This is a genomic window from Fusobacterium ulcerans ATCC 49185 (assembly GCF_900683735.1).
GTDB lineage: Bacteria > Fusobacteriota > Fusobacteriia > Fusobacteriales > Fusobacteriaceae > Fusobacterium_A > Fusobacterium_A ulcerans_A.
This window is the reverse complement of record NZ_LR215979.1, coordinates 203374-216991: the sequence shown is the minus strand read 5'-3', so window position 1 is coordinate 216991 and position 13618 is coordinate 203374. Positions and strand designations below refer to the sequence as shown.

14 protein-coding genes are annotated in these 13618 nt (G+C 28.0%); 7 read left to right on the top strand and 7 right to left on the bottom strand.

Annotated features, from left to right (window positions below; all coding sequences use genetic code 11):
- Positions 1 to 125 precede the first annotated feature (125 nt).
- A complete protein-coding gene (locus tag E0E45_RS01010; RefSeq protein WP_130889428.1) occupies positions 126 to 1307 on the bottom strand; it encodes a M20 metallopeptidase family protein in 1182 nt (393 codons plus the stop codon).
- A gap of 25 nt (positions 1308 to 1332) precedes the next feature.
- Complete coding sequence (locus E0E45_RS01005) at positions 1333 to 2856, bottom strand: AbgT family transporter (RefSeq protein ID WP_130889427.1); 1524 nt, start codon at positions 2854 to 2856, stop codon at positions 1333 to 1335.
- Between the two features lie 287 nt (positions 2857 to 3143).
- Here E0E45_RS01005 and E0E45_RS01000 point away from each other — a divergent pair, with 287 nt between their 5' ends.
- The gene (locus E0E45_RS01000) at positions 3144 to 4280 is read left to right on the top strand and encodes an ROK family protein (RefSeq protein WP_130889426.1); all 1137 of its coding nucleotides are present in this window, start codon (positions 3144 to 3146) and stop codon (positions 4278 to 4280) included.
- Positions 4281 to 4635: 355 nt separating this feature from the next.
- On the opposite strand, the gene E0E45_RS00995 is transcribed toward E0E45_RS01000, so the two are convergent.
- Both E0E45_RS00995 and E0E45_RS00990 read right to left on the bottom strand, forming a co-directional pair.
- The gene (locus E0E45_RS00995; protein WP_130889425.1) at positions 4636 to 5376 is read right to left on the bottom strand and encodes a hypothetical protein; all 741 of its coding nucleotides are present in this window, start codon (positions 5374 to 5376) and stop codon (positions 4636 to 4638) included.
- Positions 5377 to 5417: 41 nt separating this feature from the next.
- Entirely contained in the window at positions 5418 to 5636 is a 219-nt protein-coding gene (locus tag E0E45_RS00990; protein WP_130889424.1) for a hypothetical protein, read from the bottom strand.
- A gap of 718 nt (positions 5637 to 6354) precedes the next feature.
- Between E0E45_RS00990 and E0E45_RS00985 the strand changes: the two genes are divergently transcribed.
- Positions 6355 to 6918, top strand: a complete 564-nt coding sequence (locus E0E45_RS00985; RefSeq protein WP_130889423.1) for a hypothetical protein — start codon at positions 6355 to 6357, stop codon at positions 6916 to 6918.
- A 70-nt stretch (positions 6919 to 6988) separates the two neighbouring features.
- Here the strand turns inward: E0E45_RS00985 and E0E45_RS00980 are convergent, their stop codons facing one another.
- The gene (locus E0E45_RS00980; protein WP_130889422.1) at positions 6989 to 7624 is read right to left on the bottom strand and encodes an SMI1/KNR4 family protein; all 636 of its coding nucleotides are present in this window, start codon (positions 7622 to 7624) and stop codon (positions 6989 to 6991) included.
- Positions 7625 to 7862: 238 nt separating this feature from the next.
- Between E0E45_RS00980 and E0E45_RS00975 the strand changes: the two genes are divergently transcribed.
- On the top strand, positions 7863 to 8201 hold the full coding sequence (locus E0E45_RS00975) for a hypothetical protein (protein ID WP_130889421.1): 339 nt from the start codon (positions 7863 to 7865) through the stop codon (positions 8199 to 8201).
- Positions 8202 to 8215: 14 nt separating this feature from the next.
- Entirely contained in the window at positions 8216 to 9043 is an 828-nt protein-coding gene (locus tag E0E45_RS00970) for an SIMPL domain-containing protein (protein ID WP_130889420.1), read from the top strand.
- Positions 9044 to 9125: 82 nt separating this feature from the next.
- Here the strand turns inward: E0E45_RS00970 and E0E45_RS00965 are convergent, their stop codons facing one another.
- Positions 9126 to 9887, bottom strand: coding sequence for a GntR family transcriptional regulator (locus E0E45_RS00965; protein WP_232044030.1), 762 nt, complete (start codon positions 9885 to 9887; stop codon positions 9126 to 9128).
- 206 nt (positions 9888 to 10093) lie between these two features.
- Positions 10094 to 10942, bottom strand: a complete 849-nt coding sequence (locus tag E0E45_RS00960) for a fructoselysine 6-kinase (protein ID WP_130889418.1) — start codon at positions 10940 to 10942, stop codon at positions 10094 to 10096.
- A gap of 264 nt (positions 10943 to 11206) precedes the next feature.
- On the opposite strand from E0E45_RS00960, the gene E0E45_RS00955 reads away from it, so the two are divergent.
- From E0E45_RS00955 to E0E45_RS17760, 3 genes are all read left to right on the top strand, one after another.
- The gene (locus E0E45_RS00955) at positions 11207 to 11626 is read left to right on the top strand and encodes a cupin (protein WP_130889417.1); all 420 of its coding nucleotides are present in this window, start codon (positions 11207 to 11209) and stop codon (positions 11624 to 11626) included.
- 55 nt (positions 11627 to 11681) lie between these two features.
- Positions 11682 to 12662 carry an SIS domain-containing protein gene (locus tag E0E45_RS00950; RefSeq protein ID WP_130889416.1) on the top strand — a complete coding sequence of 327 codons (981 nt, stop codon included), beginning with the start codon at positions 11682 to 11684 and terminating at the stop codon, positions 12660 to 12662.
- Between the two features lie 123 nt (positions 12663 to 12785).
- Positions 12786 to 13616 (top strand): sodium/glutamate symporter, encoded by an 831-nt coding sequence (locus E0E45_RS17760; RefSeq protein ID WP_197730047.1) that lies wholly within the window; start codon positions 12786 to 12788, stop codon positions 13614 to 13616.
- Positions 13617 to 13618: the final 2 nt, after the last annotated feature.

Sequence of the window (13618 nt, the reverse complement as noted above, 5' to 3'; positions counted from 1 at the left end):
TTTTTGATTATTAATATAGTTCTAGGTCAAATTTATCTTTCCTTTTTTATATTTTTTTCTTAATTATAAAAAAGAGAACCTCATAGTAATTTTTTAGGTTCTCTTTTTTCACAGCTTAATTTATTCTATTTATTTAAAAAATCTACTGCCAGTTGTGAAAGGGCTTTTGCACTTATTTTCAAGTGCTTTTCATCCCACAACAATCTTGGATGATGAAGCATAGACTCAATATCCTCCTGAGTATCTCTCACTCCCACTAAGAAAAAATTAGAAGGTACTTTTTTTCCAAAATAAGAAAAGTCCTCTGAACCCATTAATGGTTCTTTCATTACTATTATATTTTCCTCTCCTACTACTTTTCCTAATGTTTCCTTTGAAAACTCAAACATCTCATGATCATTTTTTACTGCTGGATACATTCTTTTTACATCAAATATATAAGAAGCTCCATAAGAACTTGTGATTCCTTTTATAATACCTTCCATTCTTTCCACAATCTCATTCGTCAGTTCTTCATCAAATGTTCTTATTGTTCCCTTTATAGTTAATTTATCAGGAATTACATTATATGTTTCTCCTGCCTTTATACTGCAGCAAGATAAAACTGCTGGCTTAAGTGTAGATATATTTCTGCTTATTATATTTTGAAAATTAGTTACTATCTGACTTCCTATTATAATAGGATCAACTGTTTTTTCTGGCTGTGAACCATGCCCTCCTACTCCTTGTATCATAATATCAAAAGAAGTTGTGTGTGACATCATATCCCCATCTTTCACTAATATCTGCCCTGCTTTATATGCTGGCCAGATATGACATCCAAATGCTGCATCTACTTTTGGGTTTTCAAGTATGCCAGCTTTAATCATAGGGTCTGCTCCTCCTGGTCCTTCTTCTGCTGGCTGAAATACAAGCTTTATATTACCTGCTATTTCATCTTTTAATTCATTTAGTATCATTGCTGCTCCTAAAAGCCCTGCTGCATGTCCATCATGTCCACATGCATGCATATTTCCTGCTATTTCAGATTTAAATTCACATCTGCTCTCTTCATCAATAGGAAGTGCATCTATATCTGCTCTCAGTAAAACTGTTTTTCCCTCTTTTTTTCCCTTTATCAATCCCACTATTCCTGTTACAGCTATCTCACTTTCATACGGAATTCCAATTCTTTCCAATTCTTTTTTTATTATTTCTGCTGTTTTGAATTCTTTAAATCCAAGTTCTGGTACTTTATGAAGCTCTCTTCTCATCTCCATTATTCTTTCCAGATGCTTTTCTGCTAACTGTTCAATTTTTTCTTTCATTCTATTTCCTCCTGATATATTAGTATTATAGTCCAAATGGAAGTCCACAAGTAAAGAAAACTGCAAGAAGAACAATACTTGCTATAAGTGTTATTATTGAATAAGGAATCATATTTGCTATTAAAGTTCCTATTCCAAAGTTTTTATCATATTTTCTTGCTACTGCTAATACCAATGGAAGATATGGGAACAACGGCGACAGCATATTTGTTGAAGCATCCCCTATTCTATATGCCATCTGTGTAAGTGCTGGATCATATCCCAACAGCATAAACATTGGCACAAATACTGGTGAAAGAATAGCCCATTTAGCAGAAGCACTTCCTATAAATATATTTATAAAGGCCACTAAAAGAATATATGCCACAAGAAGAGGCATTCCTGCAAGTCCCAGACTTTTTATTCCATCTGCACCTTTTATTGCCATAATTATTCCTAAATTACTTTTTGAAAAAAAACTTAAAAATTGAGCTGATACAAAAACTATAAATATATATCCACCCATTTCTCCTAAAGTCTGAGATATCATTTTTACAACATCTTTATCACTTTTTATCTTTCCAGTAATTTTTCCAAAAACAAGTCCTGGTATAAAAAATGCTAATGCCATTATAGGAATAAGTCCTCCCATCAATGGAGATTTTGTTGATACAAGAGAACCTGCAGCATCTTTCAAAAAAGCTCCTTTTCCTACTGCTAAAAATATAATCAGCATCATATACAAAGCAAAGGAAATTCCTGCATATCTAAGCCCCTTTTTTTCAACCTCCAGCATTTCCTTTTCTTCATTTTCTCCCTGCTTTTTCTCTGGAACAGGAAATCTAGGTTCTACAAATTTTACTGTTACCCATGCAATAACAAACATTTGAAGTATAGAATTTGTTATATTAAAGTAAAGAGTCATTGCAGGACTTTTAGTAAATGTTGAAGATAAAAGCTGTGCTGCTGGTATAGTAAAAGATGTAAGAAGTATATCATTTAAACTTACAAACAATCCTGAGCAAAATCCTATGGCTGCTCCAGCAAATGATAAAAGCATTCCTACTATTGGATTTTTTCCAAGATTAAGGAATATTAATGCTGCTAAAGGAGGAAGCACTATAAATCCAGCATCTCCTACTCCTGTAAATATCAGTCCCATTAATATAACTGTAAAATATATCAGATTGCTTGGTACTTTTTTTACTACAACAGTAAGAAGACATTCTAAAAAGCCACTTTTATCAGCAAGTCCTATTCCTATCATTGCTACAAGTACAACTCCTAAAGGTGGATATGTCTGAAATACCATTACCATGCTCATAAGCATTTGTTTGAGATTTTCTTTGCTCAATAGATTTTCTGCTATTATCATATTGTGAGTAAGAGGATGTTCCACTGCTACCCCAACCTTACTACATATAAAAGATATTATTAAAATTGCTATACATAAAATTAAAAATATTGATACTGGATCTGGAAGCTTATTTCCAATCACTTCAAAATAATTTAAAATTTTATCCAGAGTTTTTACCTCTGAATTTTTTCCATTTTTTTCAACTTTCCCCACTTACTTTCCTCCTTGTTGTGCTAAATTTCTCAGTATTTTCCTCAGAAAACATACAATTTTATTTTTAAAAAATATTTTTTTGAAACATTTTTATCATATGTTAAAATATACTATTCTAACACGAAAAACTCAAATATATTAAATATATAACTCTAATTTTCCTATCATAAAATCCATTTTCAAAATAAAATGCTAAATTTAAAAACTATTATTTTGTTTTTACAGACAAATATTATATAATAACTTATAACAAATTTTTAACGGGGGAATATAAAGGGGGAGTCACTATGTATCAAAAAAACATTAAAGAGAACAATGAAAACAAAATATTTGAATACGTTTTCAACTCTAATCACAATTTTGTTATCAACGAAATTGCTGAAAAAATGGATATGAGTTTTCCAACAGTAAAAAGAATAATAACTTTTTTTCTGGAAAAAAACATTGTAATTGAAGAAGACAAAGTAGGTAGTGGAGTAGGAAGAAAAGCCAGAGAATATTCCTTTAATGATTTTTTCTGCCATTCTGTAGGGGTACAGATTTCAGAAGAAAAAATTAAAATTATACTTACTAATGCTAAAGGAATTGTAATAAAAAAACATTCTAAAACATTTCAAAAAAGCAATGTATCTGTTACAGAAGTTCTTATGGATGAATTAGAATTTTTCCTCAGCAGACTGTCTAAATCTATTTTTAAAAGTATTATTGGAATTGGAATATCTGTTCCAGGCATAGTAAATGAAGAGGGAAAATTTATAGAGTTTAATTCTAAAAACAAGACTAATATCTCTATAATAGAAAAAATTACAAAAAGATTTGATATTCCTGTTCTTGTAGAAAATGAATCAAATCTTTCTGCAATTGCTGAAGCTTTTTTAAGTGAAAATTCACTTTTATCAAATTTTACAGCTCTTACTCTTAATGACTATGTTGGAATAAGTTCTTTTACTAAAGAAAAAAATCAAAATGATTTTCACTTTAAAGCTGGAAGAATGCATCATATGATAGTAAATCCAGAAGGAAGATCTTGCAGCTGTGCTTCAAAAGGATGTTGGGGAGCATATGTTTCAAACAAAGCTTTAGTTGAAGAATTCCATAAAGTATTTAAGAAAATAAAGAAATATGAGAATATTTTCCAAGAGGAATATCTGGAAACTGAAGAAGGTAAAAAAATATTAGATGAATACATCAAATATCTTGCTATTGGTATAAAAAATTTGTTATTTTTTTCTAACCCCGAAAAACTTATAATATCAGGTAAGATATGTCTTCAGCAAAAATATATTAAAGAAAAACTTTTAGAAGAAATATACACTGATCATATTTTCTATCGTGGAAAAGAAACTATAATGTTCTCTTCTTTCGAAGAAAATTCAAGTCTTATTGGAGCTGCTATATTTCCAATAGTAGATTCATTATTTTAAAACATTGAGGCTGTGCAAATTAGTGACTTATAAACTAATTTGCACAGCCTCTTTCTATATTATAGATTTTTACTAATTTATACTTTGATATTTATTTTTAAGCAGTAATAAAGAAGTAAATGATTTTTTATTTATCCAAACCATTTTTAAGAAATAAAGTGTTGCTCATAACTTTAAATACTTTTACTCTTTAGATTTTCACTTTTCTCTACCTTTATCTTTGAGTATTTGAAAATTTAAATTAAAAAGATATAAATGTGTTTCAAGAAAATTGTCATATTATAAAAAATTAAAAAGTTTGGGTTGATTTACTCAAAAAAATTTTTAGTATTTTATCCCTTTTTTATTATCAACCTTATTTTATTCCATCTATCATTTTAATTTTTTTTATTATGGAAACAGGAAGAATAACTTTATATTTTTCTATAAGTTTAAAGACATCTTTTAAAGGAATATGCTCTATATCACGATCTCCAAACTCCTGATTTTCTCCATTAGTTGTAAATAAATATGTTTTTAGCTTTACCTTTACTTTTTTCATCATATTATCAAAATCTTCTAAATTTATTGTATCATTTTCACTTTTAACTATAATGGCAAATCTTTCTCCCTCTTTATTAATCATTTCAAAATCTACAAAATTATATTTACTGCATTTTTTGCTAGGTGCAGGAAAAAGATTTCTTGTCAATTGAAGATATGCTGTCAGTACTTTCTTTATATCATTGCCTCCAAATATAGTTGACCATTTCCCAAGAAATATTTTTCCAGATCTATTTAATATTTTATTATTTAGAGGACTATTTACAAATTCTTTTGTAATTTCTAATAATATTTTATTTTGGCTTTTATATACAGTTTTTAATTCTTTTACCATCTTTTTTACATATTCATATTCTTCTGCTGTAAAACGACTTCCAAGTATTCTATATTTTCTCACTTCATCAACTGGTTTTCTGTTCTTTTTTCCTGCTATTTGAGATTTAGTTTTTGTTTTTGTACTTGTTTTTGTTTTAGAATTAGTATTTATTTTTGAAGAAGCTTTGCTTTTTGATTTAGTTTCTGCTTTCTCTGTTTTTTTAGCTTTATCCACCATATATTACCATTCCTTTTATAGTTTTAAATAAGTTCTTTACCTCATTTTTTCTTATTTTTATCAGCTACATGTTTCTCATAAAATTCAAGAAGTTTTACTATAACTCCTCCATTGGTTTTATACTTTTTTTTCAAAATTTTAAAATATTTTTCCATAAATTCGTAATCTTCTTTTTTATATTTACTATCCATGAAACGATATTTTTTTGTTTTTCCCTTCTTTTTTACTGCTTCCTTCTTGGCAATTTTTTCTGTCTTCATGATCCTCCTTCTTCAAGAACCTTTCTATCTCTATTATTTTTTATTATATTTTTTATATTAATGTTCTCAATATCGTAAATGATATTTGTTAGTATTTTCTTTTTTTATTATTTAAACCTTTTTGTTTTTATTGTAACATATATTTTTCTTTTAGAAAATTTATTTTTTAACAATATTTTTCTATTTATTATAGTATATCTTTATTAAAATATTCTATTCTGTTAAAGGATAACCTTTATTTAATATTTATTTTTATAATATTTCTTAAAATAAAACTATTTTTTCAATAATCTTTTTAATAAATAATATTGCCTATTTTCTTCATCTATTCTTTGGGTTTATAAATTTTATCCACTGCTCTTTCTATAATAGAAAGGTATTTAATTATTTATATTATAGTTATCTAATTTTATATACACAATATAAAACAGCCATTGTCTTTTATTATATCACATTTTATAAAAAAAAACTTCTATATTTTGGCATTTTTTTCCTTTTTAGAGAATATTTTCTCTTTATAACCTTTGGTTTTTTGCCAATATTTTCTGATAGTCTTTTCTGTTTTCTTTTCATCCTCTTAAATCTTAAAAAAATGATTTATAATAAATATGATTACAAAATAAAAAAACATTCTCTTTATAAAAACATCTATTTTTTAAAGGAAATACAATAATACACTTGTAATATGTAATATATGAAAAATAAGGAGGAATCAATCATGAAAAAAATATCAATTTTTACATTAGCACTTTTAACTACAGTTTTATTAGCAAGTTGTGGTGAAAAAACTATAGAAAGTGCTAAAAATGAAGCCAATCAAAAAGTGGAAGAGGTTAAGACTGAAACTGATAAAAAAGTAGAGGAAGTTAAAACTGAAGCTAATAAAAAAATCGAGGAAACTAAAGAAAATGTTTCTGAAAAAACTGATAAAGTTGAGCAGAAAATCGAGGAAACTAAAGATGCTGCTTCTAAAAAAGCTGAGGAAATAAAAACTGAAGCTAGTGAAAAAGCTGAAACTCTAAAAAATGAGGCTGTTCAGAAAGTGGAAGAAACTAAAGAGGCCGCTTCTAAAAAAACTGAAGCTTTAAAATCTGAAACTGATAAAAAAGTAGAAGAAGCTAAAACAGCTGTTAAAGAAACTGCTGAGAAAGCTGATCAAAAAGTAGAAGAAACTAAAGATGCTGCTTCTAAAAAATTAGATGAACTAAAAGAAAAAGCTCTCCAAAAAACTGAAGAATCTCTTAACAAAACTGTTGATGCTGAAACAGCAAGTCAATCTTAAAAACTAATAAAATAAATAATGAGGATGATTAAAAAACATCCTCATTTTTATTATTCTTCCCCAATATCTTTTATATAAATGCATATCCTTTGAGTTCCTCTTCTTCCTTTTCTATACAAGCTAGAGATTTATCAATCCATAATTCCATCCACTCAAAAAACTTCATACTTTTTCCAGTTTTTTCACTTGTTAAAGGATAGGTTCCTGCATCATTAGCAAAATCAAAATACCATACATTTCCATATTCTTCTCCTTTTACTACAAGAACACTATACATTCCACATCCTTCATGTGCCAGAAAAATAATTCCTCTTACAGATTTTTCATATATCTCATTCAGAAATTGTTCCTGTTCCTCTTCATTTTCATCACCCATCTCATCCATTGTTTCATATACTTCAACCAATTTTAAAGGTTTATCATATGTATATGGAAATTCCATAGATAAATCTGTTAAGTTATTATCATTATCTTCTAATTCAAGGAGTCCATAAAACGGTCCTGCTCCTCCATTTCCTATATTTTTTAAATATTCTCTATATTCACTTGGCAAAGTTAGTTGATTTTTCGCTTCAAAATTTTGAATTTCTTCCTCTGTAAGCTTTGAGTTTATTATATATTCATGTGATTCTGAACCAAAAATAGAAAAATCTTTATCTAATTCTATCAATTTTTTTAATTTTTCCTCAATACTTTTACATTCCATATTTTCCTCCTTTTACTTTAATATATTTACTTAAGTATACCATATCTGATTTTTTTATTCTTGTAATTTCTTTTGTTGATTCCATATAGTAAAAAATAAAATGCCTATTAGGCAAATTTTATTTTTTATAAATTATCTTACAATTTTAGAAAGAAATCACTTCTGAGAAAATAATATGATTGACTGCCCTTTGCAAAACAAAGTATAATCTTATAAAGCACTGATTGGAGGTATGATTATGGCATATAGTTTTAAATATGGATTCAGAGAAAGTTTGGTTCTTCAAAATGAAGTTTTAAAATCAGAAAAAGAACTTCAGGAATACGAATTAGAAAATATATTCTATGAACTGGAAAAGTTTTTTAATCTTAACTTTTTAGAGTTAGAAGAAATAAAAGATGAATATTATGTTGGTGATGTTATTGAATTACTATCAAAAGTAAAATCTCAAAAAATCTATTTTTCTCAGGAATATGCAGGTTATAAAACTCTGAAGGAAAAAAGAAAGTGCCTCTTAGATAATATCAAAATATTACTGGATGTGGAAGATGCAAAAGACAATTTGATCATAGAATAAGGAGGAATAATTTAATGATAAAAAAATACTGGTTCTTATTACTGATTATCATCATAGGCAGTACAGCATATGGGGAAGACAGCAACTCTCTATACCAATTAGAAAAGTTAAAATATGAAATTGAAAAAGAGCAGTACAAAGGTGAATACGTTATTACTGGCAGACTTAACGACATTATTGGAGAGGGAACAGTCAATTTAAACCCAGAATTTTTCACAATGAATTTCGCTCTAAAAACTGAAGAAAGCTCAGTAGCCTTTGGAAATGACAAAGAGAATAAAATAAAAGCTTCTGAAGAAAATGCTAAAACTATTAAAGAATTTAAAGATTATCTTATCTCAATTGGAGTAAAACCAGAAAATATAACAACAACTAGATACACTTCTAATACTGCTTCTAAATCAGTGGTATCTCAATCAGCAAGTGTTAACCATGAGATAAAAGTAAAATTTGATATTTCAACAGATGTTGGAGCAGTTCTAAAAAAAATTGAACCTACTGATATAAGATATATTGGTGATATAGTTTATGGAGTATCAGAAAAGACTAAAAAAGAGGCAAAATTAAAAGCTTATGAAATAGCTATGGAAGATGCTGTCAATCAGGCTAAAATACTTACTAAAACTGGAAACAGCCAGCTTGGAGATCTTAGAAATATTTATGAAAATAAAGGTGCCTCTGTTAACAGAGTTGAAAACAGAATTGCAAACTTCAATATGAGGGCTAAAAACACTGAATCAATGAGTAAAAGCGAAGCTCCTATTCCTATTTCAGTAGCTCAGGATTTTAAAATTTCTGTAACTTTAGTTTGCTCTTTTGACATGATAAAAAAAATAAAATAACTAAAAAAGTGAATAAACTAAAATATAATATTTAGTATTATAATAAAAGGCAGTTTAAAATTTTCTAACTGCCTTTTTGTGATTATTCATTAGCTGATTCATATACATATAAAGAAAAGCGTTCCCCATTTATTATCTGTATTCCAACATACATAGGTTCATTCTCATTATCATAAGCTATACTTTTGACAAAAAGCATCGAGGAATTTCTTTTTACATTTAACAAATCTGCTTCTTTTTGATTTGCTTTGCATATCTCTATTCTTTTTTCAGAAGTGGAAACTGCTACTGAAGTTCTTAATTTCTTTTTTATAAATTCAAACAATGAATTATCATCAAATTTTTCTCCTAAAAGAAAAGAATATTTTGGAGAAAAATAGTTGTTTTCAATGGCTATTGGTTCATTATCAGCATATCTAACTCTTGAAATAAATACAATTTGTGTTCCTGCTGGGATCTCCAACATTTTAGAAATCTTTTCATCAGGAATAATAAGTTTATTTTCCAGTGTCTTAGCTCCTGGTACTACTCCCATTTGATGACACATATCACTAAAACTTTGTAATTTTTTCATGTTTCTTGTATATTTAGGCTTACTGATAAAAGTCCCTTTTCCTTGCTTTCTTTCTACAAGTCCTTTTTTTATCAAGGCTCCAATAGCATTACGTACAGTGATTATACTTACTCCATATTCTTTAGCCATTTCATTTTCTGATTTTAACTTTTCACCAGGAAGAAATACTCTATTATTTATATTTTCTTCTATATTATTCATCAACTGAACATACAGTGGTGTTACAGCCTGTGCATCTAACATATATTTCCCTTCCTTTGTTTTTACCATATCTATAATTTAAAACGTACTTATATTATATAATAATACTTCAAAAAAAGAAATAACCTATTTTTTAATTTAATAGCTAACTTTATGGAAAAAATATTATTTTAAAGATAACTTTCCTTTTTTATTCAGAAAAAGAAATAACCTATTTTTTAATTTAATAGCTAACTTTATGGAAAAAATATTATTTTAAAGATAACTTTCCTTTTTTATTCAGAAAAAGAAATTCCATATCCAAAAGCTCCTCTTTTCATACAAATTTTTGAAGCAAACTCCACCCCTTTTTCCATTGCTTTTTTTATAGATAAACTATTATAAGAATTTTCTATAATATCCTCAGTTATAGATAAAAGAAATGCTGAGGCAAAAGAATCTCCAGCTCCTAAAGTATCTATAGCTTCCACTAATTTTGAGCTTTGAAAATAAAACTTTTCTCCATCATATACCACTGCTCCTAAACTCCCTCTTGTTGCTATTACTAGTTTACATCCATAAGAAAAAATCTTTTTACATATTTTTTTTACCTCATCTTCTTTAGTAGAACCACAAGAAAGAAAAGCATATGTTATAAACGGAGCTACTTCTTCTATCAATTCTAATTGATTCCAACGATTAGAAAAATCATAAGAAACTGCGATTCCCAATTCTTTTAACTTGGGCAACTGTGAATTGAAATAACTATTATTACTTGTATGAACAAGAGAAAATTCTTTTATATACTTTATATCTTCTCCATCTAATTGAATAGGATATTTATTTAATACTCCTCCCTTATTACTATTTAGAAAAACTCTGTCTCCATTTACTAAATTAACTCTAGCATAGCCATTTTCTCCTTCATATTGACGGCATCTACTGTGCTCAACTTGTAGTTCATCCAATGTTTTTATAATATGTGCTGCTACTTTATCACTGCCAAATACTCCCATATATGATGAATTTGCTCCTAGCATTTTTGTATAGACTGAAAAATTTAGTGCCTGACCTCCTGGATACATTATCCCTGAATGAATATATTTATCACAAACATTATCTCCAATTCCTAATACTTTTACCATAAAAATATCCTCCTTAAAACTCATTATATAACATTATATCATTGTTGATTTTATTATATAGGAGAGAAAATTTTAAGTCAATTTTTTTTATTTTAAATATACGTTTATAATTTTTAATGTTCTTTTTATTAACTTTAACTATAATTTTAAAACTAATTTTAAATTATTTTCAATATTTTCAAAAAAATTCTTGACATTTATTTTTATATATTTTATTATAATGTTATAATATGTTATATAATGAATTTTACAAAGGAGGATTTTATGAAAGCTGAAGTATTTTCTTTTGAGGGTGAAGGAATTAATTGTATCTACAACAATAAAAAATGGGTGGTATGTATTAAAAATTGGAAACCTAATAACGATATAAAAAATATTCAATATCTTGAAGTACATTATAAAACTGATGAGCAATTTATTCTTTTAAAAGGAAATGCAATCTTACTTGCAGCAACCAGAGAAAATAATTCATTTCAAATAGATATAATCAAAATGGAACCAATGAAAGTGTATAATATTCCACAAGGAACATGGTTTAATACTATTACAGAAAAAGATACAAAACTTATCTATGTACAAGATGCTGGAACTAATGGTGAACCTGGTAATAGTGAGTATATAAATATGACAGAAAAAGAACTGACTGACTTAAGAAAAAGGACTGAAGAATTATTAAAAAACTAGAAAAAATAAAAAAATAAAATTTAAAAATAGTTACAAATTGAGGAGGAGTATCAAGATGGAAGCATCAAAAGTAAAAGAAATAATAAGTGAAATTAAAACAAAAATGGATAAAGCTGGTGGATTGAAACATGTATATTTTATAGCATGTGGTGGATCCAAAGCAGCTATCTTTCCTGGACTTTACCTATTACAGAGTGAAGCAAAAACATTTGGAGCCACAACATATACTAGTAATGAATTTGTTCACGCTACACCTAAGGAACTAGATGAAAGATGTATAGCAGTTATATGTTCATTAAAAGCTACCCCTGAAACTGTTGAAGCAGTAAAAACAGCAAATGCTGCTGGAGCAGTTACAATTTCTATGACTGGTTCTTCAAAAACAGGAATGGCTGAAGTGGGACAATATGTAGTTGTTTATTCTAATGGAGACAATCAAATTTACAGCGATTCAAATCAATCGAATTCTTTAAGAATAGGATTTGAAATTCTAAAACAATTTGAAAATTATGAAAATTATAATGCTGCAATGAAGGCTTATGATTATATTGATCAAATAATTGCTGAGGCTAAGGAAAAAGTATTGTTAGAAGCTCAAAAATGGGCTAAAAAAAATAAAGATTGTCCCATATTCTATGTATTGGCTTCTGGCTCTAACTATGGGGTCGCTTATTCAATGACTTTCTGCCATTTTATGGAAATGCAGTGGAAACATGCTATTTGTATTCATACTGGTGAATATTTTCATGGACCATTTGAAACAACAACCAAAGAACTTCCTATGATCTTACTTATGAGTGAGGGACGTACTCGAGCTTTAGATGAAAGATGCAGAACATTCTTAGAAAAATATGCTGAAAACTTTATAGTAATTGACCCAAGAGAACTTGGAATTAATAAAATAGATAGCAGTGTAGTAGAATTTTTTAATCCAGTAATAATGATTCCAATTGAACGTCATTATGTAGCTCAAATGGCTGAAATAAGAAATCATTCTATGGATGAAAGAAGATATATGTGGAAAGTAGAATATTAATTTAAATAAATTTATAATTTAAATCTAGATTTTAAAATAAAAATTGCTGCAGCAATACAATTAGCTAATTAATAAAATTATAAAAAAGGGAATACAATATAAAATATAAAAAAGGAGAATTATATGGGATTTGATGCATATACACTATTAGTTGATTTTATGTTAGCAAGTATCTTTCTTTTTGCTGCAAAATTTTTAAGGGAAAGGATCAAATTTTTACAAAGTATGTTTGTACCTGTCAGCCTTTTAGGTGGATTTTTAGGGTTGGCTTTTGGACAAAATGGATTTAATATTATTCAATTTTCTGATAAATTTGGTTCATATGCTGGATTACTTATCATAGCAGTATTTGTTTCTATTGGTTTAAGAGGGTTCAATTTTTCAAAAGGTGGATTTAAAACAAATATAGATAGAATTGGAAGCTATTATTGTTTCAGGAATATTGGGTGGGCTTTCCAATACGCAATGCCAATAGTCTTTTCTATGTTATTTTTAAAATTTTTAGTTCCTGAACTTAATCCTGCATTTGGTATGTTGATACCTGCTGGATTCCAAGGAGGACATGGAACGGCTGCAGCTCTTGGGGCAACTCTTGAATCATTAGGATGGGCTGATGCACAAGATCTTGCTATGACATCTGCAACTATGGGAATACTTATGGGAATTTTTGGTGGAATTATTCTTATTAAACTTGGAACAAAAAAGCATTATACAAAATATGTAACAGATTTTACAGAATTGCCTGTTGATATGAAAACTGGGCTTATTGAACCTAATAAAAGAGAACCTATGGGAATGGAAACTGTATCTCCAATGGCAATTGATCCTTTAGCATGGCATTTAATGATAGTTTTAATTCCTACTGGAATCGGATATCTGCTTACAAATTGGATACAAAATATAACAGGACTTGGGGTTCCTAGTTTCTCAGTAGGGTTCCTAGTTTCTCAGTAGGG